Genomic DNA, 25,848 nt, shown 5'->3' on the forward strand with positions numbered 1-25,848 from the left:
TGTATAGCGGCGGGGGGCTGTGACGTCACGCCCGCTTTAGCTCGTCTCACGACGGAATCGGGCCGGTGTGGCATTTTTCTCAGCCGCATCAGTACCCCGGGGGGCGCTTTGGTCGCCGCCCGGCTCGCGCCGGCCGCCTCTGGGCGTGCCGCGGGCCGCAATTTCCGCGACCAGCGTGGTCAGATTGTTGACGCTGTTGAGGGCAAGCCCCGCATCGCCGCCAGCATCGCCGCGGGCCGATTCGGGCAGGATGGCGCGGCCGAAGCCGAGCTTGAGGGCCTCCTTGAGCCGGGCCGGGGTCTGCGCCACCGGGCGGATCGCACCCGACAGCGAAATCTCGCCGAAATAGACCGCATCCGTCGGCAACGGCGCATTGACCAGCGAGGAAACCAGCGCGGCGGCCGCGGCAAGGTCTGCGGCCGGCTCCTGGATCCGCAGCCCGCCGGCAACATTGAGATAGACGTCATGTCCGGACAATTTGACGCCGCAATGCGCTTCCAGCACCGCCAACACCATCGACAGCCGGCTCGGGTCCCAGCCGACGACGGCGCGGCGCGGCGTGCCGAGCGAGGTCGGCGCCACCAGCGCCTGCAACTCGACCAGCACCGGGCGGGTGCCCTCGATGCCGGCGAACACGGCCGTGCCGGGGCTGCCGAGCTCGCGCTCGGAGAGGAACAATTCCGAGGGATTGGTGACCTCGCGTAGGCCGAGCCCGGTCATCTCGAACACGCCGATCTCATCGGTCGCGCCAAAACGGTTCTTCACCGAGCGCAGGATGCGGAACTGCTGCGAGCCTTCGCCCTCGAACGACAGCACCGCATCGACCATGTGCTCGACCACGCGGGGACCGGCGATCTGGCCGTCTTTTGTGACATGGCCGACCAGGATGATGGCGGCACCGGTCTTCTTGGCAAAGCGAATCAGCGCCTGCGCGGAGGCGCGGACCTGGGTCACGGTGCCCGGCGCCGATTCCACGGTGTCGGTCCACATGGTCTGGATCGAATCGATCACGATCAGCCGCGGCACCGCGCCTTCCGACAGCGTCGAGACGATGTCCTCGACCGACGTTTCAGAGGCGAGCTGCACCGGCGCGTCCGCGAGTCCGAGCCGCTCGGCGCGCAGCCGCACCTGCGCGACCGCTTCTTCACCTGAAATGTAGACCGCGCGGTGGCCAGCGCGCGCCATCATGGAGGTTGCCTGGGTCAGCAGGGTCGACTTGCCGATGCCGGGATCGCCGCCGACCAGCAGCACCGAGCCGCGGACGAAGCCGCCGCCGGTGACGCGATCGAGCTCGGTCATGCCGGACGACAGCCGCGGCGCGGCCTGGGTCTTGCCGGACAGCGATTCCAGCGCGAACGTCCGTCCCTTGCGCTTGCTGCGGATCGAGACCGGCACCGAACCCGTGGTGTCTTCCTCGGCCAGCGTGTTCCACTCGCCGCAGGAGTCGCATTTGCCCTGCCAGCGATTATACGCCGCGCCGCAGTTCTGGCAGACGAAGGAGAGGGTGGATTTGGCCATGAAGCAGGTGAGTAGCGTGGTCGACGATGCACGGCTGCTTAGCACGGAAAGCCTGATACGAGCGACATGCTCGATGGATTACCCAGCTATCCGGAAGAAATGCCGGGCGATCTGCTCCACTTCGCGCCACGAGGTCGCCAGATGTACCGCGCCGGCGTTGCGCAGGACTTCGTCGTGCCCGTCGCGGATATGGCTCGCGGCGCACAGGCCGATCGCGGTCATGCCGGCCGCCACCGCTCCCTTGATGCCGCCGGCGCTGTCCTCGATGACGAGGCACGCGCCGGGACTTGCGCCGAGCTGTTCGGCGGCAAGCAGGAAGATATCGGGATGCGGCTTGCCGCGCGCGACCATGTCGGCGCTGAAGACGCGGCCGTCGAACTCCGCTTCCAGTCCGAGCACCGAGAGGCACAATTGCAGGCGCTCCATCGAGCTGGATGAGGCGATGCATCGCGGGATGTCGGAGAATTTTCGGATGAAGTCGGTGGCACCGCTGACCTCCTTGAGGTCGCTGCGAAGCCGGTCCAGCGTGGCGCGGTTGAACGTGCCCAGGAAATCGGTCGGCACCGGTCTTCCGATCGCGGCCTCGATCTCGGCGATGACATCGACCCAGCGTTTGCCGGAATAGCGACTGAGCGCCTGATCGAGCGTGGTCGGATGTCCGAGATCACTGACGGTCTTCGCCAGCACGGTGTTGGCGATGGCCTCGCTATCGGCGATCACGCCGTCGAAGTCGAAGATCAATGCGCCCAAGCGCGTAGCCCCAAGCAGACGACGTCGTCCTAGCAGAACCGGGCCGCCATGCGCGCAACACTTTCTGTTGCAGACTGTCTCAGCGCCGCGCGCTGCCTCAGAGCGGCAGGATGGGTATCAGCGCGAGAAGACCCGTGTTCCGGCCGGCCATCGCGGCTTGTCGCTCACCGGGCTTGCCCCGATCTCCCACCCGACGCCGCCCCAGAGCACGTCGACGGCAGCAAGCTCTCCGGCGATATCGCGAACGTAAAACACATTCGGCTTGGAGCTGATCTCGAGGGAGCCGCTGCTGCCGTTGGGCTGCTGCTTCAACGCGCACCAGATATCGGCCAGTCGGCTCTCGTGGCCCTGACCCAGTTTGGCCAGGATCTCGTTGTCGGCCGAGGTGCCGCTCAGGTCGTAGGATTGCAACGATGCGCCGCCGGCATCGTCCTCGACCATGTTCGCGAAGCGCTTTGCAAATGTCGCGCCCAGCCAGGAAATCTTGACCGGAGCGCTCGACGCGATGTCTTCCTTGAAATGCTCTTTCGCGACGAATTTTTCGATGTGGGGTATCGCCGAGGTCGACGACGGATCGGACGGTTCCACGGCTTTCGGCTGAAGGGAACATGCGACGCGGTCTGCGGCGACAGTCGATTGGCCGGGTTTCGTATCGTCCGCGGCGAAGCTCAAGCCTTGTGCTGCCAGAAGGAAAGTTAGCGACAGGGTAAGGCTTAGCTGACGCATCTTGTTGTCCCTGTCTCCGCTGTGCTCGTGGAGACAAGGTAAACCACACCTTGTAGATGTAAATTAAAGATCGTGTTTCTGGTTAAGGATAAAAAGTAAGCTCAACTAAAACGAGAATTTGAATCAAATGCTCCCTGGCGCGTGGAACCCGAATGTTGCTCTCGGCCGCTGCGTCTAAAGCGCGATGAAGATGTCGCGCTTTGGATTCCTGCTTAAGCATGATCTTTTCGGAAAACCGCTTCGCGCTTTTCCGGATCATGCTCTAGACGCGGATGTCTCGCCCGGACAGCAGCAGCGGCGGATTCTCGCGCAGCACCGAGCCCGTCGGCAAAGCGCGGCAGCATCTTGCCTGCGCGCGCAGCGGATCGCTCCAGCTCCAGCGAACCCGCCACGACGGATTGTTCGCGTAGGCTGGAATGCGCCAGACCCAGATCGTTTCGTAAACGCTGTCTCCGAAGTGCTCGACGTCGGGCTTTGCTGTCGGCCACAACGCAGAGCCAGCAACAGCGAACGTCACCGCCGCCGCGGTCGTGATCATCATCTTGCGCATCGCGCGTCTGCCTTTCTCGCCTGTCGGATTTCGACAACCCGCTCGTCTCAATGCTTCGACTTGCGATCCCGAATCCGTCAGGCCGACATCAGACGTCGAGGTGCGCGCGCGATTACGCACCTTGTGCTGCCTGACTCCTGGGGATTCGCATCCGGGTCGTCGATAAATCCCGTGATGCCTGCTAGAGCAAATTCTTGTCCGCAAACGATCGAGTGCAAGTAATGAGCTTGTCATAAACGCAGTCGCCGGATGGTGGCAATCCGGATAACACCGGGAACCGGGCGCCCAACACGGCTCTTTCGGAGTACGACGTCGAGGCGCGTCGACCCCCGTAAAATCACGACATGCCCGCGAGCCTACGCCGCCATTGCCGACCATAGCAGTGCTGTGCCCGCCGCGAGCATGATGCCGTCCATGATCAGGCGGAACGATTCCGGCTTCATCTGCAGCACGAAACGTTTGGCGATGAAGGCGCCAGCCATCAGCGAGGCGCCGGCGATCAGGCCCTTCAGTGCGATATCAGGCGTCAGCGCGCCGAATCGTTCGAACGTCACCGACTTGCTGACATAGAGCCCGAGCGAGCTTGCCGCTTCGGTGGCGAGGAACGCGCCCTTGTTGAGGCCGTAGAACAGAAACAGCGGCACGCTGAGCGGGCCGGTCGAGGCCACGATGCCGGTGAGGTATCCGATGAGCGCGCCGCCGATTATCAGATGCCAGAGATTGGCCTTGAGCTTGTGTTTGGCGAGCCAGTGCCGCACCGGCACCATCGTGATCAGGAACATGCCGATCGCAATATCGACCGCGCGCGAAGGCAGTGCGAGCAGGGTGCGCGCGCCGAGGGCCGCGGCCGGAACGCCCGTGATCGAGTAGGCGAGGCAGGCACGCCAGTCGACCTCGCGCCACCACGCCAGGATACGCGACAGATTGGCCATCACGGCGGCGACCGCCATGATCGGCACCGCCTGCTTCGGCCCGTACTGATAGACCAGCACCGGCATCAGCATGATCGACGAGCCGGTGCCGACGATGCCGGAGATGGTGCCGGCGACCAGGCCGACGATGAGGACGAAGAGAAAGCCCACGCGCACTCCACGACGCGATCCCGAGCCACGCCGCATGCGTGACGGAAGCCGTGGCGCAGTGTGGCCTCAGGGTTCAGCGCGGCGCAAGGGTGCGCCCGAACCAGGGACGTGCCGTCAAACGCAGCGTCAGTACTTCGCGACGACCGGGCCGCCGAAGCGGTAGTTGACGCGCACCGTCACCATGTCGACGTCCTGGCGGATGCGTTCGTCGTGGTTGATCGCGGCGATGAAAGCGGGATCGTAGGTCATGCGAACGGTGTTGGTCCCCATGAACAGATGATCGTATTCGACCGCCAGCGACCAGTTGCGCGCGATCGCATATTCGGCGCCGGCGCCGATCGCGCCGCCCCAGCGCGTCTCGCTGCCGTGATCGGCGATGAAGCCGACCGGTACGCCGGGGCCGAATGCCGGCGTGATGAAGCTCTCGTAGCGATCGCTCACCACGGCCGCACCGCCCTTCGCATACAGCAGGAACGCGCCCCAGGAATAGCCGAGCTGTCCGGTGAACAGGCCGATGGCGTCGATCTTCGAGCGGTTGGCGAAGCCCGCGAACAGCGGGGCTGTGGATGGGTTCGAGCCGGAGAGATCGGCCCAATTTCCTTGCGCCTCGACGCCGAACACCCAGGCCGCCTGCTGCCAGCGATAGCCGATCTGGCCGCCGGCGGTCGCGCCGCTGGCGGTATGGCAACCTTCGGGGCCGGTGAAATTCACGGCCCCGAGCGCCGGATTGGTGATGGTGAAGGGCACGATGTCCCAGCACTTACGGCTCCAGGCGCCGCCACCATTGGCGCCGATATAGAAGCCGCTCCAGTCAGTGGCGGCGGCAACGATCGGCGGCGCCTTGGTGTACGGGCGGGCTGCGAGGTCGGCAGCGGAGGCGCTGGCAATGCCGAGCGCAAGCATGGATGCGGCGACGAAATACGTCTTCATGGGCAGACCCAAATGCATGAAATCAAATCGATGCCAGCCTAGTCGATTTGCACGACCTCCGGCTGTACCCGGTCCGCCACATCCGGCCGCATTCGCGGGCGTTCGAGCGACCGAGAGGCATGCGAAAGCGGATCCATATCTTGACGTCGTCCTGGCGAAAGCCAGGACCCATTACCCCAAGCATTAGCCGGTATGCGACGCTGGGGCCGCAATCCCGTTCACAATCAAATGCGGTGGTTATGGGTCCTGGCTTTCGCCAGGACGACGGCGGTGTGTGCCGGCATCATCCAGTCCGCGTCGCGACACCATGCTGATTGTCACGAGGCGTGACGCCACCCATCACTTCAACACCACCCACGCCGGCGCGTGATCGCTCGCGCCTTCCTCGCCGCGGATGTCGCGGTCGACGCCGGCCTTCTGAAGCCGCTGCGCCACTGCGGGACTGAGCAGCAGATGATCGAGCCGCAGGCCCGCATCGCGCGGCCAGCGCTGGCGCTTGTAGTCCCAGAAGGTGAACATCTGATCGTCCGGATGCAGCGTGCGGATCGCATCGCACCAGCCCTGGTCGACCAGCGCCTTGAACGCGGCGCGGCTCTTCGGCTGGATCAGCGCATCCTTGTCCCAGGAGCGGGTCGGATAGATGTCGAACGGCGTCGGCGCGACATTGTAGTCGCCGGCCAGCACCACGGGGACGTCCTGCTTGAGAAGCTTGGCGGCGTGCGCGCGCAGCCGCTTGAACCAGGCCAGCTTGTAGTCGAATTTCGGCCCGGGCTGCGGATTGCCGTTCGGCAGATAGAGGCTGGTCACGACGATGCCGCGCACCGCAGTCTCGATGTAGCGCGCCTCGTGATCGCCGGCGTCGCCGGGCAGGGCGGTGCGGATCAGGACTGGCTCGGCGTTGCGCGCGAGAATGGCGACGCCGTTCCAGGTCTTCTGCCCCCGCCACACCGCGCCGTAGCCGGCCTTCTCGATCGCAGCTTGGGGAAACTCGGCGTCGCTTGCTTTCAATTCCTGCAGGCTGACGACGTCGGGCTTGGCCGATTTCAGCCAGCGCAGCAGGTTCGGCAGCCGCCGGTTGACGTTGTTGATGTTGAAGGTCGCGATCTTCATGCGCGACGATCGATCGGGTCAGGTGACCGGTGTGGACGGCTCGGCAGGCAATGGCGGCGGTGCAGCGGGCGCTGCCGTCGGCAAGGCGGGAGGCGCCGCCGGCGTGGCGGCGGGCTCGCTCTTCTCGGCGGCTGCGTCGCTCTTCACGGCGACGGTGTCGTTCGCGGCGACGGCATCGCCGCCCTTGTAGATGCGCACGAAGCGGCGGCCGAGGCTGGTCAGCACCTCGTAGCCGATGGTGCCGAAATGATGTGCGACCTCGTCGACCGTGATGCCTTCGCCGATCAGCGTCACCATGTGGCCGCGCCGGACCGCGTTCTTGTCGAGGTCGGTGACGTCGACCGCAATCAGGTCCATCGAGACGCGGCCGGCGATCGGGCAACGCTTGCCGGCGACCACGACCTCGGCACCGCGGGTGCCGTCATTGGCGCTGGCGGCGCGGAAATAGCCGTCGGCATAGCCGGCCGCGACGATCGCAAGTCGGGTCGGCCGGCGCGCGGTCCAGGTGCCGCCATAGCCGACGGTCTCGCCGCGATCGATGTTGCGGATCTGCACGATGCGCGCCTTGAGGTCGACCACCTGCTGCATCGGGTTGTCGGCCTCCGGCGTCGGATTGACGCCGTAGAGCGCGCAGCCGGGCCGCACCATCTCGAACTGGAATTGGGCGCCGAGGAACACGCCGGAGGAATTCGCCAGCGAGGCCGGCACGCCGGTGAAAAGGCTCGCGATCTCGCGGAAGCTCGCAAGCTGCTTGGCATTGGCGGGACTGTTGAGCAATTCGGCGGAGGCGAGGTGGCTCATCACAAGCGTGATGCCGTGGTCGCCGGCATTGATGCGGGGGATGATGCCCTGCGCCTCGCTCACGGTAAGCCCGAGCCGGTTCATGCCGGTGTCGATGTGAATGGCGGCGCCGCCGGACCAGCCGGAGCGGCGGCAGAACACGTCCCATTCGGCGAGTTCGTTGAGATCGCCGATGACCGGCTTGCAGTCGATTTTGGCGTAGGCGTCGCCGGTCTGCTGGAAGAAACCGCCGAGCGCATACACCGTTGCCTGCGGAACGGCCGCGCGCACCACGGCGGCCTCCTCGACGGTGGCGACGAAAAAGGTCTTGCAGCCGGCCTTGGCCAGCGCCCGCGACACCTGCTCGGCGCCGCAGCCATAGGCGTTGGCCTTGACCACGGCGGCGCATTCCGCCGGTACCGCGGTCTTCTCGAGCTTGCGCCAGTTGGCGATGATGGCGTCGAGGTCGACGGTCAGGATGCCGGTGGCGGTCGGGTGGGCCGCCAGCAGACTGGCTTCGGGCGTCAGCTGCGATTTCGCGTCGGTCACGATGTTCATGGCGCAGTTGTACGCGCGGGGCTTGCGCCGTTCAACCGCGCCGCGGGATCATCAATAGGCGCGATCCGGAACCTGGCCATCGGGGGCGAGGTCGCCGAACCGCGTCACGCTGGCCTCGAAGTGCAGATCGACCGTGCCGGTCGGGCCGTGGCGCTGCTTGCCGATGATGACTTCGGCTTTGCCATGGGCGAGCCCCATTTCCATCTGCCACTTCTCGTGCTCGGGGGTGCCGGGACGCGGTTCCTTGTTCGCGAGGTAGTATTCCTCGCGATACACGAACATCACGACGTCGGCGTCCTGCTCGATCGAACCGGATTCACGCAGGTCGGAGAGTTGCGGCCGCTTGTCGTCGCGGTTTTCGACCTGACGCGACAGCTGCGACAGCGCGATGATCGGAACGTTCAATTCCTTCGCCAGCGCTTTCAGGTTTGTCGTGATCTCAGTGATTTCCTGCACGCGGTTGTCGTTGCCCTTCTTGCCCGAGCCTTGCAGCAGCTGGATGTAGTCGATCACGATCAGATCGAGGCCCTTCTGCCGCTTGAGGCGGCGGGCGCGCGCGGTGAGCTGCGAGATCGAAAGGCCGCCGGTTTCGTCGACATAGAACGGCAGCGATTGCAGCTCGATCGAGCAATCGCGGATCTTTTCGAAGTCGAGCTCGGAGATGCCGCCGCGGCGGATCGAGCTCGAGGGGATGCCGGTGCGTTCGGCGAGAATACGGGTGGCGAGCTGTTCGCCGCTCATTTCGCAGGAGAAGAAGCCGACCGAGCCACCGTGGATCGCCTTCGTGGTGCCGTCCGGCTGGACCTCGCCCTCATAGGCCTTGGCGATGTTGTAGGCGATGTTGGTGGCAAGCGAGGTTTTGCCCATGCCGGGGCGGCCGGCGAGGATGATGAGGTCGGACGGCTGCAGGCCGCCCATGCGGGCGTCGAGGTCGCGCAGGCCGGTCGAGATGCCGGACAGCTTGCCGTCGCGCTGGAATGCCTTGGCCGCCATGTCGACGGCGATCGTCAGCGCTTGTGCGAAGCGCTGGAAGCCGCCGTCGTAGCGGCCGGTTTCAGCCAGGCTGTAGAGCTGCCGCTCGGCATCCTCGATCTGCGCGCGCGGCGCAAAATCGACCGGCGCATCGTAGGCAACGTTGACGATGTCCTCGCCGATCTGGATCAGATTGCGCCGCAGGCTCAGGTCATAAACGGTACGTCCGTAATCCTGGGCGTTGATGATGGTGGTCGCTTCGGCGGCGAGACGGGCGAGGTATTGGCTGATCGTCATCCCGCCGATGTCGGTATCGGCCGGCAGGAACGTCTTCAGAGTGACGGGGGTCGCGACCTTGCCCATCCGGATCAGGGAGCTCGCGGTCTCGTAGATCGTCTGGTGCAGCGGCTCGAAGAAATGCTTCGGCTCGAGGAAATCGGAGACGCGATAGAACGCGTCGTTGTTGACCAGGATCGCGCCCAGCAGGCTCTGCTCAGCTTCGATGTTGTGCGGCGCACTCCGATAGGTCGGGGATGCGGCATCGGGCGCGAGCTTGTGGACGTTCGAATCAATCAAGGCCATGGACGAGCTTATTCTTCTGATTTCGTCGTTACTGAGATTTTCGGCTGTGGGGCGGCGATCAAGCGCCAGCCCGGCGCGAAGCGAAAGATCGGATGTTTCTTATGCACGATTCACACAACGCGATGTGGGAATCCGGGACCGCTGGATGCATTCCGCTTGACGGGGTTTTGCCCGGAATCGGGCGGAAGGCGGCCGGTCCGCGATGGCGTTGGCAAAAGTTCGGCGCGGCCTGAACCTTTTTTGCGGTTGCAGCGCCCAATCAACAGCGAGGTTGGTGCTGGCCCCGGCTGCTCAGACCAGAATGAGGAAAGCCAGCGCGATCAAGGCGGCGGCCACGCCAGTTGCGATCAAGGCGTAGTCGGTCACGAGGTCGCGCTGCGGGTCCAACATCGTCTGATGCGTTTCTCGGGTCATTCCGGATCACTACGACAGCCCGGAACGGACCTCTGTGAAGCAGATCACATCTGCCGCATTTTCTTTGCGGCAGCTTCGCGGGAACGACCCGGCCGATTCCGGGTTGTCCTCGCTCAGGGAAGATACGGGGTCGATGGCTCAAGAGTTTCAGACAGCACGATCAGGGCTTGGCCGGGCGGGCGGTACCGACCGTCGCTGGCTGGTGGCGCTTGTCGACGCGATGGAGCAGGCGGCCCGTCCGGAGATCCGGAATGTTCCCTGCGATGTGAGGCTGGTTTCCGCCGCCGTCGCGCATCTGGCGCGTCCAGCCCCAAGCTTCGCCCATTGCGGGTCGGCTTTCAGCCTGCGCAACTAGCAAAACCCGTTGTCGCGGATTCACTCGCCGGCGAGTTGCAGTCGGGGCTTTGCGGCGCCGGTTTCCCTGAGCCGCAGCCGGCCTTCCTCGCGCCCGATATAATCGCGGGTCATCGGCACCACGCCCTGGCGCTTGGTGAGTTGCAGCTGGAAGTTCATCATGTTCTGGACGCGGAACGACATCTCCGAGGCCGCCAGGTAGAATTCCCACATCCGGGCAAAGGTCTCGTCGTAGAGCCGCACCGCCTCCTCGCGCCGCGCCATGAAGCGGTCGCGCCACGCCTTCAGGGTCTCCGCGTAGTGCAGGCGCAGGATCTCCATGTCGCAGATCAGCAATCCGGCCTTCTCGATCGCCGGCATGACCTCGGAGAGCGCCGGAATATACCCGCCGGGGAAGATGTATTTCCGGATCCAGGGGCTGGTGACGTCGGGACCGGTCGAGCGGCCGATCGAGTGCAGCATCATGACGCCGTCATCGCTCAGCAGCTCGGCGCAGCGCTTGAAGAAGGTTTCGTAGTAGGCGACCCCGACATGCTCGAACATGCCGACCGAGACGATGCGGTCGAATGGGCCGGGGATGTCGCGGTAGTCCTGCATCAGGAAACGCGCCGATTGCGCCAGGTTCCGCTCGGCCGCCCGGGCGTGGATATCTGCAACTGCTCGGTCGACAGCGTGACACCGGTGACGTCGGCGCCGCTCATCTCGGCGAGATAGAGCCCGAGGCCGCCCCAGCCGGAACCGATGTCGAGAACGCGCTGGCCGGGCGTGATCAGGAGTTTTGCGGCGAGGTGGCGCTTCTTGGCGAGCTGGGCGTCATCCAGCGTCGCGTCCGGCGTCTCGAAATAGGCGCAGCTGTATTGTTTGTCCGCGTCGAGGAAGAGGGAATAGAGGCGGCCGTCGAGATCGTAGTGGCGGGCGACGTTGCTCCTGGAGCGGCCGCGCGCATTGATCTGCTGGGCGCGCCGTCCGAGGAAGCGCAGCCAGGCCTGCAGCCTGGCGAAGTTCGGCAACATGGCCGCCTGGCCCATCAGGACGGCCAGCACGTCGGCAATGGTGCCTTGCTCCACCACGAACGTGCCGTCCATGAAGGCTTCGCCGAGGTACAGTTCGGGATCGATCAGAATGCGGATTTCGGCCGCTCTGGACATGAATCGTGCGGCGACCGGAACTCCCGTGCCGTCACCACAGCTGAATTGAGCGCCGCTCGCGGTCGTGAACGTGATCGAGCCACGGCGGATGAAGCGCCCCAAGAAGTATCGCAACAATCGGTCCATCGAAACACCAACGGAACGGCAAGCTGCACACCGACACCACCGGAGCTGATCACTCCAATGTGTCCCCAATCTCAACATAGGCAGGGAATTAAAGGCCGCTACTGCGTTGGCGTCAAAGCCGATATTCCAAAATGTGACAATTGCGTGGATGCGTCATGCGCGCGCTTCCATTCGCGTGATAATCGGCTACAAGGTGACCGCCGCGGCCGATCCATGAGGCGCAGGCGGCAATTTTTCCGGAATTTGGAGACTTAAGGAATGTTGAGCCGAGCCCTCAGTCTGGCGACGGTGGCGCTTCTGATTGGCCTGTCGGCCGGATCGGCGCGTGCACAAAACCTCGAGGCCGGCAAGAGCCCCTCCCAGATTTTCGGGAGCACCTGTACGGCCTGCCACAAGAGCCCGCGCGGCCTCCTGAAGACGGTGCCGGCCGGTTCGCTGCCGGGCTTTCTGCGCCAGCATTACACGACGTCGAGCGACATGGCCGGCGTGCTGTCGTCCTATCTGATTTCGAACGGCGCCAGCGATCCGCGCTACCAGGCCAAGGATCAGCCCAAGGGCTCCAAGCAGGGCGCGAGGGATGGCCGCCAGGAGGCGAACCAGTCTCCGGACCAGCCGGCCGAGCGTCCGTCTCGCCGGCAGCACCAGAGTGCAGCGCCGCAGGAAGGGGCCAAGGAAGGGGCGAAGCCCGACGCCGATGGCTTGAATCCCGAAGGACGTCCCGCTCACCGCGGCAAGCGCATGGCGCGCCCGAGCGAGACGCCGGAGGGAGCCAAGCCGGACGACGGCCAGACCCCGCAAGCTGCCGGCGAGGGCAGGCCGTCGCGGCAGAAGCACGGCCGTCGCGGCAAGCCGGTCGAGGAGCCGAAGTCCGAGGAAACGCCGAAGGGCGAGTCCGCAGGCGACGAGCCCAAGGCCCAGACGGCCGTGAAGCACGAAGACAAGGGCGAGGCTGAGAAGCCGGCGGCGAAGCCCGCAAGTCAGCCCGACGCGGCCAAGCTCGATGCGCCGAAGAGCAGCGAGCCTGCTGTGCGTAACGACCCGGTTCCGCAGGTCACTCCTGCGCCCGCCGCGCCCGAGCCCGCCGCTGCGGCATCTCCCACACCGGCGCCCGCCGCGCCGGTGACCGCGGCCGCACCCCCGCCACCTCCGCCTCCGACGACGTCAGGCTCCGGGACGCCGGAAGCGCCAAGCTCGAAGTAACTGCCGACGCCGGGCCTGTTTGGTCCGGCGTATTCATTTGACTGCCACTAGAGTAAAACTCTAGAGTGTTGATCTAGCCAGAAAGGCCAGGGATACGTCGAGGAGACGCAGTGAGCACGGCGCGCGAAGATCTGCTGGCGGCGGGACTGGCGGTGTTCGACCGCGACGGTTTCGAGGGCGCGACGGTGGCCGAGATCCGCTCCCGCGCCCGCGCGTCCAACGGCAGCTTCTTCCACTTCTTCACCTCGAAGAAGGAGCTCGCCGGAACGTTGTTCCTGGAGATCCTGCAGGCCTATCACGCCGCGATCATCGCCGCGGTCGACGAGACCTGCGGCGCCAGCGAGGGCGTTGCGCGGCTGATCCACGCCCATCTCGATTGGGTCGTGACCTCCAGGCGCGAGGCGCGCTTCCTGTTCGAGATTTCACGCAGCGAGTGGAGCGCGGAGGTGCGCGGCGCGCAGCGCGCCGAGAATTCGCGGCTCACCGACGGCATCGAGCGCTGGCGCGCGCCACTGCTCGCGCGCGGCGATCTGCTGCCGATGAGCGCTGTGCTGTTCTTCAGCCAGATCATCGGGCCGGCGCAGATCTTCTGCCGCGCCTATCTGTCGGGCCGCCAAGGCGGCGATCCGCGCGAACAGGCCGAGACGCTGATCGCCTGCGCGATCCGCGCGGTGGTGGCGCCGGGTGCGCCGGAGCGAACAGGAGGGACGTCATGAACGAGACCGATCCGGATTTTGCGCCGATCGAAACGCGGATACGCGACAATGTCGGCCGTCAGGGTTTCATGGGTCTTGTCGGTGCTGAAGTGGCCGAGCTGTCGCGCGGAACATGCACGCTCGCGGTCGATCGCCGGCCGGAACTGCTGCAGCAGCACGGCCTGTTTCACGGCGGGGTGACGGCATTCCTGGTCGACAACGCCACCACGATTGCAGCGGCGACGTCGCGCGGCCAGCCGGCTCTGACGGCCGAGTACAAGCTGAATCTGCTGTCGCCGGCGTCTGGCGATCGGCTGATCTGCCGGGCGCGCGTGATCAAGCCCGGACGTCAGGTCGCGGTCGTTGCAGCCGACGTGTTCTGCATCATCGACGGCAAGGAGAAGCACACGGCGACTGCCCTGGCATCGATCGCGATGTTCGACGATCACGCGGCGGCACGAATCCAAAGCCCGGCCTGATCGAGGCCGGGCTTCAGTCGGTAAGGCGATGGAGAGAAGCTTACTTCTCTTCGGCGGCCGGAGCCGGCGCAGCTTCGTCGTCGTGCTGGGCTTCCGGATCGAAGAATTCGCCGGCGGCGGCGAGCGCTTCGGCAGCAGCGTCCTGGTCTTCCTGGCGGGTCGAGATGTCCTCGCCGCGCTTGATGCGCTCGGCCTCTTCGGCGGAGCGGGCGACCGTCACGGTGACGCTGGTCTCGACCTCGGGGTGAACGGCGATCGTCACCTTCTGCGCGCCGATCACCTTGATCGGCGAGTCGAGCCAGACCTGCGGACGGGCCACGGTCACGCCGTCGGCGGCGAGCGCAGCGACGATGTCGCGCACCGTGACCGAGCCGAACAGCTGGCCGGACTCGGAGGCCTGGCGGATGATGATGATGTCGCGGCCGTCGATCTTCTCGGCGACCACGCTGGCTTCACCCTTGGCCTTGATGTTGTTGGCCTCGAGCTCGGCCTTCATGCCGTCATACTTGGCGCGGTTCGCCTCGGTCGCGCGCAGCGCCTTGCCGCGCTTCAGCAGGAAATTGCGGGCGAACCCGTCCTTGACGCGCACGACTTCGCCCATCTGGCCAAGCTTGGCGACGCGTTCGAGCAGAATGACTTCCATTTTCGTTCTCCTTTAGATGCAAAGTACGGGTTTAAGTGGTTGGTTCGAAGCTCAGGCCGCGGGCAACGGCGGCGGTCTAGTTTGCAGGTAGCGCTGGCGCAGTCCGAACACGGCGTCGGCGATGCCGAGGGCGAAGATGGCCACGATCGGCCAGCCGAACATGACGACGACGGCGTAGATGCCGCCGAGCCAGAAGCCCCGGCTGTTGAGCGACAGTGTCAGCGTGTGCAGGACCGCGAAGCCGACCAGCGCATAGCCGATCACGAGCGCCGTGGTGATGATCTGGGCGAGCAGCGCAAGCATGCCGCCGACGAAGCTGAGCGCCGCCGCCACCAGCAGCGCGACCAGCGTCATGGCGGGCAGCGCGGTGCTGCGCAGCTCGGGCCAGGGTCGGTTGAGCCGCCCGGAGGTCTGCGTGATCTTGCCGGCCAGCCACAAATTGAGCGTCAGCGTGACCATCGAGAGGATCGTTGCGGCCAGCGGCGCGAGGATCACCAGCATCTCGACCAGCCGTTCGATCTCACCGCTGGCTTGTCCGTCGCCGGTGCTGAGCACCTTCAGCAGGCCGCGGCGCAAAGCGCCGGCGATGGTATCGCTATCCGAGCCGAGCGTGAGCAGCGTCGCGGTCGTGGTGATCACGGCAAAAGCCGCGATCCAGAGCAGGATACGGCCGACCGGATACCATTCGAGCACAGGCGGTTGCTGGGTGGCGTCATCGCCGGCTGCGCCCTCGACCGGCCGTCCGAGCAGCGCGAGGTGGCCGAGCCACCAGCCGGGCAGGGCGACCATCATGGCAAACGCGATGCAGTAGGGAAGTCCGAAGATCACGCCGAGTGCGGACGCCGCGCCGATCCCGCCAATTGCGGCGGCGAGCGGGCCCCAGCCGAGCGCCGTGACCATCACGGGCAGGGGTGCCAGATAGAACAGCACCATCGAGATCGCCGCGCCCGAAGTGATCGAGGCGAACATCAGCGCCGACGCGACGCCGGCTGCGAGTGCAACAGTGAATATTCCGATCATCAGCTGTCCCGCCCCCTTTGAGCGGTTAGGGGTCCTGCTTCGAGAACCCCAACCATCGGCGACCGGACGACCCGGAAGCCTTATGAGAAGAAGCGGCCGGCGGCACATGCCGCCGGCCGTCGTCAATTAGCGAATGACGTAAGGCAGCAGGCCGAGGAAGCGCGCGCGCTTGATGGCGCGGGCGAGCTCACGCTGCTTCTTGGCGGACACGGCCGTGATGCGGCTCGGCACGATCTTGCCGCGCTCGGAGACGTAACGCATCAGCAGCTTGGAATCCTTGTAGTCGATCTTCGGCGCATTCGCGCCCGTGAACGGGCAGGACTTGCGACGACGGAAAAACGGACGGCGGGCACCAGCATCAGCCATGATTCATTACTCCTCGGTCGCAGCTTCTTCGTCGCGCGGACGGCGCGGACCACGGTCGCCACGGAAACCACCACCCTCGCGGTCGCCACGGAAGCCGCCGCCTTCGCGGTCGCCACGGAAGCCACCACCACGGTCATCGCGCTCGCGATCACGGTCGGCCTTGCGCATCATCGCGGACGGGCCTTCCTCGTGCTCTTCGACGCGCACGGTGAGGTAACGGATGACGTCTTCGTTGATCCGCTCCTGGCGCTCGATCTCGGTGACGACAGCCGACGGAGCGTCGATGTTCATCAGCACGAAATGCGCCTTGCGGTTCTTGTTCATGCGGTAGGTGAGGGAGCGCACGCCCCAGCTCTCGGTCTTGGTGACCTTGCCGCCGCCCTGTTCGACGATGCCCGTCATCTGGGCCGTCAGTTCATCCACCTGCTGGGTGCTCGCATCCTGACGCGCGAGAAAAACATGCTCATAAAGAGGCATGGTTGTCCTTTCCTGTGTTGGCGCGGTTTCCGGCGACAAGCCCTTCGAGACCTTCGGAAAGGACTCGAGCTGCTCAGAAGGCGGGAGCACGGGACGACGGGCCGACTGGCCCTGCCACATCAAAATCAACGGGTGAGTTTGCTGAGACCGTCCGTTCAGCTCCCGGCCGGAGCCCACGAATGGCGCGCTTATACGGATTTTGGCCGCGAAAGCAAGGGTTCGTGGCGTCCGGATTTGCGGGGAGGTCGTAGCCCTCCAGGCCATCAGGTGCAACCTTGCCCGGTTCCCTGTTGATTTCTTTGTTTGTATGTCATACAAACTTCCTCGGGAGGATGATTGATGGGTTCGGAGACCGCCAGCGGCATGTCTGCGTCCGATCCGAAGCACGCGGTCCGCGCGACGCGGTCGGCGGGGCGCAAGATGCGTTCGCTGCTGCTCGATGCCGCCAGCCGCCTGTTCAAGGAGCGGGGGCTCTCGGGCACGTCGATCTCCGATATCGCCGCCGCGGCAGACGCCTTTCCAAGCCAGATCACCTATTACTTCCGCACCAAGGAAGCGCTGTTCGTCGAAGCCGCCAGCCGCGACATGCTTTACCTCGCGCGCGCGACCGAGCAGGCCGCCCTGACGGCGCGCACGCCGCGCGAATACACCCACGCTTTGGCCGAGACCGTGACCGCGACCGACACGGTCGCCTTCTTCGCCGAGGCCCTGACCCTAACGCGGCGCCGGCAGGATCTCGCGCCCTTGGTCGAGCGCACCATCGAGCGCCTGCACAGCGAAGGCGCACGCGCCTATGCGGGCCAGGTCGAACGGCATGGCTGGCGCTCGCTGCGCGCGCCGGAAGAGAGCTCGCGACGGTTCTGGGCGATTGCGATCGGCGTGATCGTCGAAGGTTTTGCGATGGGCCGCGGCTCCAAGGAGATGTGCCGCGAATTGCTCCGCGCACTCGGCGAGCAGGCAACCGCAACATCGAGTTCGACCAATGATGCGACGCGGCTGCGCCTGGTCGGCGATCGCGACACTGCACCCTCAACGGACGGGGAGACAAGCTCATGACCGCGCTGCGCATGCGAGCCCGCGATTTCCTCACCGAAGATGAACTGGTGGCGGTGCGGGAGCGCACGACCTGGAAAGGCGTCGCATTGATCGTGCACGCCTGGGCGCTGATCCTGGGCGCGATCGCGCTGGTTGCGTGGTGGCCCAATCCGCTGACCTATCTGCTTGCGGTCGCGATCATCGGCTCGCGCCAGCTCGGCCTTGCGATCCTGATGCATGACGGCGCACACGGCTGCCTTTCAGCGGATGAGAAGACCAATCTCACGCTGAGCCAGTGGTTCTGCGCCTATCCGATCTTCGCCGAAACCCGCGGCTATCGCCGCTATCATCTGCAGCACCATGCGCGCACGCAGCAGGAGGACGATCCGGATCTCGTGCTGTCCGCGCCGTTCCCGATCACCAGGATGAGCTACCGCCGGAAGTTCTTCCGCGATATCACAGGACAGACCGGCTACCAGCAGCGCAAGGCGCAACTGCTCAACGCGATCGGGCCGAATGAGTGGCCGCTGTCGCAGCGCGCCGCAAACTTCTGGCAGAAGCTCGGGCCGCAATGCGTCACCAACGCGCTGCTGTTCGCGAGCCTTGCCGCCGCCGGCGTGTGGTGGGCCTATCCGCTGCTGTGGCTTGTGCCGCTCTTGACCTGGATGATGGTGATCACGCGCATCCGCAACATCGCCGAGCATGCCGTGGTGCCCGATAGCTCCGATCCCCTGCGCAACACCCGCACCACCCGGGCCAATGTCTTCGAGCGGCTGTTCATCGCGCCGTACTACGTGAACTATCACCTCGAACATCATCTGCTGTTCTACGTGCCCTGCTACAACCTGCCGCGTGTCCACCGTATCCTGAGCGGAAGCCGCTATGCTGACCGGATGGAGGTGCAGCCGGGCTACGCCGCGGTGCTACGGCTGGCGACCGCCAGGCCCGCCCAAGAGGATCGCCCGGGGCAATTGGTCAACAGCGCCCGCCGGGCGAGGGCCGGCGCCAAGGTTAACGCCGACCAGAATGCCGGCGGATTCTAGGGCCGGACCGGTTCGGCATCCCCAAGGGTTCCGCCCACGCGGCTTGACATCGCGCCCCCCAACGGTGTCTTACGGCCCGGTCTGAGGCCGGTTGCACCACTTGGTGCAGGAGATTGGCCCGGGCCCGCTGTGGCGCGTTTCGCGCAACGCGGATACCGTTTTCCCCTGCGGCAGGCGCATTGGCGCCTGCGCGGAGATCACGCTCAACAAGGTAGGGATCGCCGATGACGGCAGCATTTACGTTTCCCGGGCAGGGCTCGCAGGCGGTTGGCATGGGCAAGGCGCTGGCCGACGCCTTTCCGGTCGCCAAGGCGGTGTTCGACGAGGTCGATTCTGCGCTCGGCGAGAAGCTGACCGCGATCATCTGGGATGGTCCGGGCGAGACGCTGCAGCTCACCCAAAATGCCCAGCCGGCCCTGATGGCGGTCTCGATCGCCACCTTGCGCGTGCTCGAGGGCGAAGCCGGCTTCTCGGTCGGCCGCAACGCGGCGTTCGTTGCCGGGCATTCGCTCGGCGAGTATTCGGCGCTCGCCGCCGCCGGCAGCCTGACCGTCAGCGACACCGCGCGGCTGCTGCGCACCCGCGGGCTTGCGATGCAGAAGGCGGTGCCGGTCGGCGCCGGTGCGATGGCCGCGCTGCTCGGTCTCGATTACGAGGCGGCGGTCGCGGTTGCCAATGAGGCGGCGCAGGGCCAGGTCTGCCAGGCCGCCAACGACAATGGCGGCGGTCAGGTGGTGGTCTCCGGCGACAAGGCGGCGGTCGATCGCGCGGTCGAGATCGCCAAGACCAAGGGCGCCAAGCGCGCCATGCTGCTGCCGGTGTCGGCGCCGTTCCACTGCAAGCTGATGCAGCCGGCGGCCGATGCGATGGCAGAGGCGCTGTCCGGCGTCACCATCAAGGCGCCCGCGGCGCCGCTGGTTTCCAACGTGCTGGCCTCCGCCATCACCGATCCCGACGAGATCCGCCGCCGCCTGGTCGAACAGGTCACGGGCACCGTTCGCTGGCGCGAGTCGGTTGCCTATATGGCCGGGCAGGGCGTGACGCGGTTCTTCGAGATCGGCGCCGGCAAGGTGCTGAGCGGCCTCGTCAAGCGCATTGCGGATGGCGCGGTCGGCGTGTCCGTCGGCGGTCCGAACGATATTGCTGCGGCCAAGGATGCGCTGGCAGCGTCGGCCTAAAGCCGGGAGGGGAATTCGATGTTTGATCTGACTGGCAAGGCCGCACTCGTCACCGGCGCAACCGGCGGCATTGGCGGCGCGATCGCCCAGGCGCTGCATGCGCAGGGCGCAACCGTTGCGATTTCGGGAACGCGGCGCGAGGTGCTGGACGGCTTCGCGGCCAAGCTCGGCGAGCGCGTTCACGTGCTGCCGTGCAACCTCTCCAGCAAGGACGACGTCGAGGCGCTGGTGCCTGCGGCGGAAGCCGCGATGGGGCAGGTCGACATCCTGATCGCCAATGCCGGCATTACCCGCGACAATCTGTTCGTGCAGCTGCGCGACGAGGATTGGGACGACGTCATCGCGGTCAACCTGACCGCGACCTTCCGCCTCGCGCGCGCGGCGACCAAATTGATGATGCGCAAGCGCTTCGGCCGCATCATCGCGATCACCTCGATCGTCGGCGTCACCGGCAATCCGGGGCAGGGCAACTACACCGCGTCGAAGGCCGGCATCATCGGCCTGATCAAGACGCTGGGTGCCGAATATGCCAAGCGCGGCGTGACCGCCAACTGCATCGCGCCAGGCTTCATCAAGACGCCGATGACGGATGCGCTGAACGACAAGCAGCGCGAAACCATCCTGGCCAAGGTTCCTGCGGCGCGGCTCGGAACGCCCGAGGATATCGCCGCGGCAGCGGTCTATCTGGCCTCGAACGAGGCGCCTACGTCACCGGACAGACGATTCACGTCAACGGCGGGATGGCCATGATTTGAGCTACTTGCCGGTTCTCGCAATGCGGCGAAAAGCCGTTTTCGGGAGCCGGTTCAGGCGTGTAGTCAAGGCTTTGGAAGTATGGTAGCTGAACCCCCCGTGGATGGGCGAAGAACGCCATTGCAGGATTTTGAAACCCTGTATATTGGCGTGGCGACGCCTGCCGTTCGCCGGGGCTTTAGTCGGCTACGACCGGGCCGAATCAAGACTATGCGCGACTGAGTAATCGAGACGACCACGATGGCTCGTATCGTCTTGGGGTCGGGTCCAATGGAACAACGAGGTTGAACGATGAGTGAGATTGGCGAGCGGGTTAAGAAGATTGTGGTCGAGCACCTTGGTGTCGAACCCGAGAAGGTGGTCGATAGCGCGAGCTTCATCGATGACCTCGGCGCCGACAGCCTCGACACGGTCGAGCTCGTGATGGCTTTCGAAGAAGAGTTCGGTTGCGAGATTCCCGACGACGCGGCGGAGACGATCCTGACCGTGGGCGACGCGACCAAGTTTCTTGAGAAGAACGCGAAGAGCTGACGCCGATCGCGAAGTTGACGGGGCCGGACGGACCGCGATCGAGCGGTCCCCCGGCTTCTTACTATTAGCCGCGCATTGCTGGCCGGAGACGTGGAAATGAGACGAGTTGTCGTCACGGGGCTGGGCATGCTTACACCGCTCGGCTGCGGCGTTGACGCAACTTGGGCGCGCATCCTTGCCGGAGACAGCGGCGGTAAGAAGATCGACACCTTCGAAGTGTCCGACCTGCCGAGCCAGGTCGCCTGCTACATTCCGCGCGCGACGGCTCCAACGGCACTTTCAATCCCGATCAGTGATGGAGCCGAAGGACCAGCGCAAGGTCGACGATTTCATCGTCTACGCGATGTGCGCGGCCAAGCAGGCGCTCGACGATGCCGGCTGGCATCCGAAGTCCGACGAGGACCAGTTCGCGACCGGCACGATGATCGGCTCCGGGATCGGCGGCCTCACCGGCATTGCCGAGACCGCGGTGCTGCTGAAGGAGCGTGGACCGCGCCGGGTCTCTCCGTTCTTCATTCCGGGCCGCCTGATCAATCTGGCGTCCGGCTACGTTTCGATCGAGCATGGCCTGAAGGGCCCCAACCATGCGGTCGTCACGGCGTGCTCGACCGGCGCGCATGCGGTCGGCGACGCGGCGCGGCTGATCGCGCTCGGCGACGCCGAGGTGATGGTCGCGGGCGGCGCCGAATCGCCGATCTCCCGCATCGGCATCGCCGGCTTCTGTGCGGCGCGTGCGCTGTCGACCGGCTTCAATGACAACCCGACAAAGGCATCGCGGCCCTACGACAAGGATCGCGACGGCTTCGTGATGGGCGAGGGCGCCGGCGTTCTCGTGCTCGAGGAATACGAGCACGCCAAGCGGCGTGGCGCGAAGATCTACGCCGAGGTCACCGGCTACGGCCTGTCGGGCGATGCCTTCCACATCACCTCGCCGCCGCCGGACGGCAATGGCGGCTTCCGCAGCATGAGCATGGCGCTGAAGCGCGCCGGCCTTGCGGCATCCGATCTCGACTACATCAACGCGCACGGCACCTCGACGCAGGTCGGCGACGAGATCGAACTCGGTGCCGTCGAGCGTCTGCTCGGCAATGCGGCTTCGAAGGTTTCGATGTCGTCGACCAAGTCCGCGACCGGACATCTGCTCGGTGCGGCCGGCGCGATCGAGGCGATCTTCGCGATCTTGGCGATTCGCGATAACGTGGTGCCGCCGACCATCAATCTCGACAATCCGTCGGTGCAAACCGCGATTGATCTCGTGCCGCATACGTCGCGCAAGCGTGACGTGAATGTGGCGCTGTCCAATTCCTTCGGTTTCGGCGGCACAAACGCCTCCGTGATCGTGCAGCGCGTGACCAATTAGTAGGTCTTTGGAGCGTTTTCGAGCGAAGTGGGTACCGGTTCGCGTGAAGAAAACGCGTCAGAACAAGCATCCAAAGTCCCGTTCCGATTCAGTCGGAACGGGACTTTAGAACTAGTCCACCGTTTTGCCGTATTCCGCGGTGACTCCTAATAGCGGGCGTATGCTATTGGCAGGGCAGGGGTTTGTCCGGCCACGATTCAACCGGCAGGATATTGGTTTGCATCGATGAGTGAGAGGCCGCCCATTTCACCAAGGAGTCCACGTGCCGCGCTGGAGCCCGAACAGGTTCCGCCGCCGCCCAAGCGCTCGGATCGTGCCCGCAATCCCTTCGTGATCGTCGGCAATGCCATCTTCACCATCCTGATCATCCTGATGCTCGGCGCCGGAGCGACCTACTACTACGGCAAGCAGGCGCTGGAATCGCCGGGACCGCTGCAGGAAGACAAGATCGTCAACATCCCGGCGCGTGCCGGCAAGCGCGACATCGCCGACGTGCTGTTGCGCGAGGGCGTGATCAACGTCAATCCGTGGGTCTTCATCGGTGGCGTGTTTGCGCTGAAGGCGAGCTCCGACCTCAAGCCCGGCGAATATTCGTTCCAGAAGAACGCGAGCCTGCGCGACGTCATCGCCACCATCGTCGACGGCAAGGTGGTGCAGCACGCCATCACGATTCCGGAAGGTCTGACCTCGGAGCAGATCGTGACGCGGCTCTCCGACAACGACATCTTCACCGGCTCGGTGCGCGAGATTCCGCGCGAGGGCACGCTGTTGCCGGAGACCTACAAATTCCCGCGCGGCACCACGCGCGACCAGGTGATCCAGCGCCTGCAGCAGGCGCAGAAGCGCGTGCTCGCCGAGATCTGGGAACGCCGCAACACCGACACGCCGCTGAAATCGCCGGACCAGCTGGTGACGCTGGCCTCGATCGTTGAGAAGGAAACCGGCCGCGCCGACGAGCGCAGCCGTGTCGCCGCGGTGTTCGTCAATCGCCTGCGGCAGCGGATGAAGCTGCAATCCGATCCGACCATCATCTACGGGCTGGTGGGCGGCAAGGGCACGCTGGGACGTCCGATCAAGCGCAGCGAGATCACGCAGCCCTCGCCCTACAACACCTATGTGATCGACGGCCTGCCGCCCGGACCGATCGCCAATCCCGGCCGCGCCTCGCTGGAGGCGACGGCCAATCCGGCGCGCACCCGTGACCTGTTCTTCGTTGCCGACGGAACCGGCGGCCACGCCTTTACCGAAACCTACGACCAGCACGCCAAGAACGTCGCCAAGCTGCGTGCGTCGGAAAAGCAGATCCAGAACGACACCGTCGAGCCCGCGGATGATCCGGCGCCTGCCGCCGCAGCGCCCGGGGCAGCCGACACCAATCCGACGGCGACGACGCCGCCGAAGCCCACCAATCAAAAGAAGCCGCCGCGCAGCGGTCGCCAGGGCGCAGCCCAGCAGACCAATTCGCCGCCGGTCGTGCAGCGCTAAAGCGCGATGCGATCATCGCGCTCTAGCTTCTTGTTTGGGCATGATCTTTCGGAAGACTGCTTCACAGGTCTCCGGATCATGCCTTAGCTCTGCGTTTCCCGAAGGTGGACGTAATTCCACTTTCACGGAATCCGTTTTAAGGTCGTAACCGCCGCCCACGAGTCTCGAAGGCTCCGGGTTGGTCCCATATCCTTCTGTTGGAGAGTTTTACGCGATGGCGCTGTCGAGCATGACTGGCTTTGCCCGGAGCCATGGCGCAAGCGGTCCCTATACGTTCGAGTGGGAGCTGAAATCGGTCAACGCCAAGGGCTTTGACCTGCGGTTGCGGCTGCCGCCGGGCTGGGACGAACTGGAAGCCTTGGCCAAGAAGCGCGCCGGCGAACTGCTGTCGCGCGGCACGGTCTATGCCAATCTCACCGTCAAGCGCACCGATGCGGCGCAGGCGATCCGCATCAACGAGGACGTGCTCGCGGCCGTCGTGAAGGTCGCAGGTGAGCTGGCGCAGCGGATCGACGCGGTGGCGCCGAGCATCGACGGCCTGCTCGGCATCAAGGGCGTCATCGAGGTGGTCGAGCCCGAGAGCAGCGAGGACGAGGACAAGGCGGCGCGCGAGGCGGCGGCGACGGCCTTCGAGCAGGCGCTCGGCAGCCTCGTCGAGATGCGCCGCCGCGAGGGCGATGCGCTGGGCCAGATCCTGATGCAGCGGATGGACGAGATCGAGAAGCTCGCCAAGCGCGCCGAGACGGCGCCCGGCCGCAAGCCCGAGGCGATCAAGGACCGGCTCGCCGAGCAGATCGCGGCGCTGCTGGAGACCTCCGATCGCTTCGATGCCGACCGGCTGAGCCAGGAGGCGATCCTGATCGCCACCAAGGCCGATATCCGCGAGGAGCTCGATCGCATCGCCTCCCACATCGGCCAGGCGCGCGAGATGATCGGCAAGGGTGGCCCGGTCGGGCGGCGGCTCGACTTCCTCGCCCAGGAGTTCAATCGCGAGGTCAACACCTGCTGCTCGAAGTCGAACGATGTCGAGCTGACCAATACCGGGCTGGAGATGAAGAACGTGGTCGAGCAATTCCGCGAACAGGTCCAGAATCTGGAGTGAATGATGACGGCGCAGGGTTTTGACGGCGTTGAGCGGCGCGGACTGATGTTCGTCCTGTCGTCGCCCTCGGGCGCCGGCAAGACGACGCTGTCGCGCATGCTGCTCGAACGCGAGCCGGGCCTGAAGATGTCGGTGTCGGCGACGACGCGGCCGATGCGGCCGGGCGAAGTCGAGGGCCGCGACTATTTCTTCGTCGACAAGAAGAAGTTCGAGAACATGGTCGAGCAGGGTGAACTGCTCGAATGGGCGACCGTGTTCGGCAATCTCTACGGCACGCCGCGCGCTCCGGTGGAGGCGGCGCTATCGGTCGGACAGGATGTGCTGTTCGACATCGACTGGCAGGGCACCCAACAGCTTCACCAGAAAGCCAGCGCCGACGTCGTGCGGGTGTTCATCCTGCCGCCGTCGGCCGCCGATCTCGAGAAGCGATTGCATACGCGGGCGCAGGATTCGGAAGACGTCATCCGCGGACGGATGAACCGCGCCAGTCATGAGTTGAGCCACTGGGCGGAATACGACTACATCGTCGTCAATCAGAATGTCGACGACGCCTTTGCCGAGGTGCAGTCGATCCTGAAAGCCGAGCGTCTCAAGCGTGAGCGCCGCACTGGCCTCACCGAATTCGTGCGTGGCCTGCAGCGTCAGCTCGAGAAGTAGCCCGCGCGATCGTGATGCGATCGCAAGGGGTCGCATCACGTCTAATTTCCTTATTCCGGAACCAGCACTAAAGCCTGATGAGATTAGGTTGAGCTGGAACGGCGTCGAAGGTTCACCTCTCCCTTGGGAGAGGTCGATTTGCGCAGCAAATCGGGTGAGGGATTACGGTCTATCGAGAGAGCAAGAGCCCTCACCCGGATTGCTTCGCAATCCGACCTCTCCCC

Annotated in this window: 24 protein-coding genes and 3 pseudogenes; 13 read left to right on the forward strand and 14 right to left on the reverse strand. The window is 65.2% G+C overall.

What is annotated here, in order from left to right; genetic code table 11:
* Positions 1–36: 36 nt before the first annotated feature.
* From radA to AKN84_RS37620, 9 genes are all read right to left on the reverse strand, one after another.
* On the reverse strand, positions 37–1,518 hold the full coding sequence (gene radA / locus AKN84_RS37580) for a DNA repair protein RadA (RefSeq protein ID WP_050425445.1): 1,482 nt from the start codon (positions 1,516–1,518) through the stop codon (positions 37–39).
* Between the two features lie 78 nt (positions 1,519–1,596).
* Entirely contained in the window at positions 1,597–2,268 is a 672-nt protein-coding gene (locus AKN84_RS37585; RefSeq protein WP_050425446.1) for an HAD family hydrolase, read from the reverse strand.
* A gap of 117 nt (positions 2,269–2,385) precedes the next feature.
* Positions 2,386–2,994: a hypothetical protein gene (locus tag AKN84_RS37590; protein ID WP_050425447.1), complete on the reverse strand. Its 609-nt coding sequence runs from the start codon at positions 2,992–2,994 to the stop codon at positions 2,386–2,388.
* A 262-nt stretch (positions 2,995–3,256) separates the two neighbouring features.
* Positions 3,257–3,532, reverse strand: coding sequence for a hypothetical protein (locus tag AKN84_RS37595; RefSeq protein WP_244485699.1), 276 nt, complete (start codon positions 3,530–3,532; stop codon positions 3,257–3,259).
* Between the two features lie 368 nt (positions 3,533–3,900).
* Positions 3,901–4,626, reverse strand: coding sequence for a sulfite exporter TauE/SafE family protein (locus AKN84_RS37600; protein WP_050425449.1), 726 nt, complete (start codon positions 4,624–4,626; stop codon positions 3,901–3,903).
* A 126-nt stretch (positions 4,627–4,752) separates the two neighbouring features.
* Positions 4,753–5,556 (reverse strand): outer membrane protein, encoded by an 804-nt coding sequence (locus AKN84_RS37605; protein ID WP_050425451.1) that lies wholly within the window; start codon positions 5,554–5,556, stop codon positions 4,753–4,755.
* A gap of 339 nt (positions 5,557–5,895) precedes the next feature.
* Positions 5,896–6,666 carry an exodeoxyribonuclease III gene (locus AKN84_RS37610; protein WP_050425452.1) on the reverse strand — a complete coding sequence of 257 codons (771 nt, stop codon included), beginning with the start codon at positions 6,664–6,666 and terminating at the stop codon, positions 5,896–5,898.
* 18 nt (positions 6,667–6,684) lie between these two features.
* The gene (gene alr / locus AKN84_RS37615; protein WP_050425453.1) at positions 6,685–8,004 is read right to left on the reverse strand and encodes an alanine racemase; all 1,320 of its coding nucleotides are present in this window, start codon (positions 8,002–8,004) and stop codon (positions 6,685–6,687) included.
* A gap of 51 nt (positions 8,005–8,055) precedes the next feature.
* Positions 8,056–9,558 carry a replicative DNA helicase gene (locus tag AKN84_RS37620; RefSeq protein ID WP_050425454.1) on the reverse strand — a complete coding sequence of 501 codons (1,503 nt, stop codon included), beginning with the start codon at positions 9,556–9,558 and terminating at the stop codon, positions 8,056–8,058.
* Between the two features lie 448 nt (positions 9,559–10,006).
* Between AKN84_RS37620 and AKN84_RS46555 the strand changes: the two genes are divergently transcribed.
* A complete protein-coding gene (locus AKN84_RS46555) occupies positions 10,007–10,327 on the forward strand; it encodes a hypothetical protein (RefSeq protein WP_244485700.1) in 321 nt (106 codons plus the stop codon).
* A gap of 20 nt (positions 10,328–10,347) precedes the next feature.
* Here AKN84_RS46555 and AKN84_RS37625 read toward each other — a convergent pair.
* A pseudogene (locus AKN84_RS37625) lies at positions 10,348–11,600 on the reverse strand (cyclopropane fatty acid synthase).
* Between the two features lie 258 nt (positions 11,601–11,858).
* On the opposite strand from AKN84_RS37625, the gene AKN84_RS37630 reads away from it, so the two are divergent.
* The 3 genes from AKN84_RS37630 (at position 11,859) to AKN84_RS37640 (ending at position 13,974) form a co-directional block, all read left to right on the forward strand.
* Positions 11,859–12,800, forward strand: coding sequence for a hypothetical protein (locus AKN84_RS37630; RefSeq protein WP_050425455.1), 942 nt, complete (start codon positions 11,859–11,861; stop codon positions 12,798–12,800).
* A gap of 110 nt (positions 12,801–12,910) precedes the next feature.
* Positions 12,911–13,516: a TetR/AcrR family transcriptional regulator gene (locus tag AKN84_RS37635; RefSeq protein ID WP_050425456.1), complete on the forward strand. Its 606-nt coding sequence runs from the start codon at positions 12,911–12,913 to the stop codon at positions 13,514–13,516.
* Complete coding sequence (locus AKN84_RS37640) at positions 13,513–13,974, forward strand: PaaI family thioesterase (protein WP_050425457.1); 462 nt, start codon at positions 13,513–13,515, stop codon at positions 13,972–13,974. The genes AKN84_RS37635 and AKN84_RS37640 overlap by 4 nt, the downstream gene beginning before the upstream one ends.
* Positions 13,975–14,014: 40 nt before the next feature.
* Here AKN84_RS37640 and rplI read toward each other — a convergent pair whose 3' ends face one another.
* The 4 genes from rplI to rpsF all read right to left on the reverse strand — a co-directional run bounded on the left by rplI (position 14,015) and on the right by rpsF (position 16,480).
* On the reverse strand, positions 14,015–14,617 hold the full coding sequence (gene rplI, locus AKN84_RS37645; RefSeq protein WP_050425458.1) for a 50S ribosomal protein L9: 603 nt from the start codon (positions 14,615–14,617) through the stop codon (positions 14,015–14,017).
* Between the two features lie 51 nt (positions 14,618–14,668).
* Entirely contained in the window at positions 14,669–15,637 is a 969-nt protein-coding gene (locus tag AKN84_RS37650; protein WP_050425460.1) for a DUF2232 domain-containing protein, read from the reverse strand.
* A gap of 126 nt (positions 15,638–15,763) precedes the next feature.
* Positions 15,764–16,003, reverse strand: coding sequence for a 30S ribosomal protein S18 (rpsR, locus tag AKN84_RS37655; RefSeq protein ID WP_016844287.1), 240 nt, complete (start codon positions 16,001–16,003; stop codon positions 15,764–15,766).
* Positions 16,004–16,009: 6 nt separating this feature from the next.
* Positions 16,010–16,480 carry a 30S ribosomal protein S6 gene (gene rpsF, locus AKN84_RS37660; protein ID WP_024581463.1) on the reverse strand — a complete coding sequence of 157 codons (471 nt, stop codon included), beginning with the start codon at positions 16,478–16,480 and terminating at the stop codon, positions 16,010–16,012.
* Positions 16,481–16,819: 339 nt separating this feature from the next.
* On the opposite strand from rpsF, the gene AKN84_RS37665 reads away from it, so the two are divergent.
* The 9 genes and pseudogenes from AKN84_RS37665 to gmk all read left to right on the forward strand — a co-directional run bounded on the left by AKN84_RS37665 (position 16,820) and on the right by gmk (position 25,624).
* A complete protein-coding gene (locus AKN84_RS37665; RefSeq protein WP_050425461.1) occupies positions 16,820–17,536 on the forward strand; it encodes a TetR/AcrR family transcriptional regulator C-terminal domain-containing protein in 717 nt (238 codons plus the stop codon).
* Positions 17,533–18,558: a fatty acid desaturase family protein gene (locus AKN84_RS37670; protein WP_050425462.1), complete on the forward strand. Its 1,026-nt coding sequence runs from the start codon at positions 17,533–17,535 to the stop codon at positions 18,556–18,558. Before AKN84_RS37665 ends, AKN84_RS37670 begins: the two co-directional genes overlap by 4 nt.
* Before the next feature lie 224 nt (positions 18,559–18,782).
* Positions 18,783–19,736, forward strand: a complete 954-nt coding sequence (gene fabD, locus AKN84_RS37675) for an ACP S-malonyltransferase (protein ID WP_050425463.1) — start codon at positions 18,783–18,785, stop codon at positions 19,734–19,736.
* Between the two features lie 18 nt (positions 19,737–19,754).
* A pseudogene (gene fabG / locus AKN84_RS37680) lies at positions 19,755–20,491 on the forward strand (3-oxoacyl-[acyl-carrier-protein] reductase).
* 289 nt (positions 20,492–20,780) lie between these two features.
* Positions 20,781–21,020: an acyl carrier protein gene (locus AKN84_RS37685; protein ID WP_002716125.1), complete on the forward strand. Its 240-nt coding sequence runs from the start codon at positions 20,781–20,783 to the stop codon at positions 21,018–21,020.
* Positions 21,021–21,116: 96 nt separating this feature from the next.
* Positions 21,117–22,380, forward strand: a pseudogene (gene fabF / locus AKN84_RS37690) (beta-ketoacyl-ACP synthase II).
* Between the two features lie 225 nt (positions 22,381–22,605).
* The gene (gene mltG, locus AKN84_RS37695) at positions 22,606–23,865 is read left to right on the forward strand and encodes an endolytic transglycosylase MltG (protein WP_050425464.1); all 1,260 of its coding nucleotides are present in this window, start codon (positions 22,606–22,608) and stop codon (positions 23,863–23,865) included.
* Positions 23,866–24,079: 214 nt separating this feature from the next.
* Positions 24,080–24,967: a YicC/YloC family endoribonuclease gene (locus AKN84_RS37700; RefSeq protein ID WP_050425465.1), complete on the forward strand. Its 888-nt coding sequence runs from the start codon at positions 24,080–24,082 to the stop codon at positions 24,965–24,967.
* A 3-nt stretch (positions 24,968–24,970) separates the two neighbouring features.
* Positions 24,971–25,624 carry a guanylate kinase gene (gene gmk, locus AKN84_RS37705; RefSeq protein ID WP_050425468.1) on the forward strand — a complete coding sequence of 218 codons (654 nt, stop codon included), beginning with the start codon at positions 24,971–24,973 and terminating at the stop codon, positions 25,622–25,624.
* The last annotated feature ends 224 nt before the right edge of the window (positions 25,625–25,848 follow it).

Source organism: Bradyrhizobium tropiciagri (assembly GCF_001189845.1).
GTDB lineage: Bacteria > Pseudomonadota > Alphaproteobacteria > Rhizobiales > Xanthobacteraceae > Bradyrhizobium > Bradyrhizobium tropiciagri.

Coding starts and splice junctions, on each gene's coding strand:
- AKN84_RS37640 (WP_050425457.1), top strand. CDS start 13,513: ATGAACGAGACCGATCCGGATTTTGCGCCGATCGAAACGCGGATACGC.
- AKN84_RS37685 (WP_002716125.1), top strand. CDS start 20,781: ATGAGTGAGATTGGCGAGCGGGTTAAGAAGATTGTGGTCGAGCACCTT.
- rpsF (WP_024581463.1), bottom strand. CDS start 16,480: ATGCCTCTTTATGAGCATGTTTTTCTCGCGCGTCAGGATGCGAGCACC.
- AKN84_RS37670 (WP_050425462.1), top strand. CDS start 17,533: ATGACCGCGCTGCGCATGCGAGCCCGCGATTTCCTCACCGAAGATGAA.
- AKN84_RS37590 (WP_050425447.1), bottom strand. CDS start 2,994: ATGCGTCAGCTAAGCCTTACCCTGTCGCTAACTTTCCTTCTGGCAGCA.
- AKN84_RS37610 (WP_050425452.1), bottom strand. CDS start 6,666: ATGAAGATCGCGACCTTCAACATCAACAACGTCAACCGGCGGCTGCCG.
- AKN84_RS37650 (WP_050425460.1), bottom strand. CDS start 15,637: ATGATCGGAATATTCACTGTTGCACTCGCAGCCGGCGTCGCGTCGGCG.
- AKN84_RS37605 (WP_050425451.1), bottom strand. CDS start 5,556: ATGAAGACGTATTTCGTCGCCGCATCCATGCTTGCGCTCGGCATTGCC.
- AKN84_RS37630 (WP_050425455.1), top strand. CDS start 11,859: ATGTTGAGCCGAGCCCTCAGTCTGGCGACGGTGGCGCTTCTGATTGGC.
- rpsR (WP_016844287.1), bottom strand. CDS start 16,003: ATGGCTGATGCTGGTGCCCGCCGTCCGTTTTTCCGTCGTCGCAAGTCC.
- fabD (WP_050425463.1), top strand. CDS start 18,783: ATGACGGCAGCATTTACGTTTCCCGGGCAGGGCTCGCAGGCGGTTGGC.
- AKN84_RS37700 (WP_050425465.1), top strand. CDS start 24,080: ATGGCGCTGTCGAGCATGACTGGCTTTGCCCGGAGCCATGGCGCAAGC.
- rplI (WP_050425458.1), bottom strand. CDS start 14,617: ATGGAAGTCATTCTGCTCGAACGCGTCGCCAAGCTTGGCCAGATGGGC.
- alr (WP_050425453.1), bottom strand. CDS start 8,004: ATGAACATCGTGACCGACGCGAAATCGCAGCTGACGCCCGAAGCCAGT.
- AKN84_RS37595 (WP_244485699.1), bottom strand. CDS start 3,532: ATGATCACGACCGCGGCGGCGGTGACGTTCGCTGTTGCTGGCTCTGCG.
- AKN84_RS37665 (WP_050425461.1), top strand. CDS start 16,820: ATGGGTTCGGAGACCGCCAGCGGCATGTCTGCGTCCGATCCGAAGCAC.
- radA (WP_050425445.1), bottom strand. CDS start 1,518: ATGGCCAAATCCACCCTCTCCTTCGTCTGCCAGAACTGCGGCGCGGCG.
- mltG (WP_050425464.1), top strand. CDS start 22,606: ATGAGTGAGAGGCCGCCCATTTCACCAAGGAGTCCACGTGCCGCGCTG.
- AKN84_RS37620 (WP_050425454.1), bottom strand. CDS start 9,558: ATGGCCTTGATTGATTCGAACGTCCACAAGCTCGCGCCCGATGCCGCA.
- gmk (WP_050425468.1), top strand. CDS start 24,971: ATGACGGCGCAGGGTTTTGACGGCGTTGAGCGGCGCGGACTGATGTTC.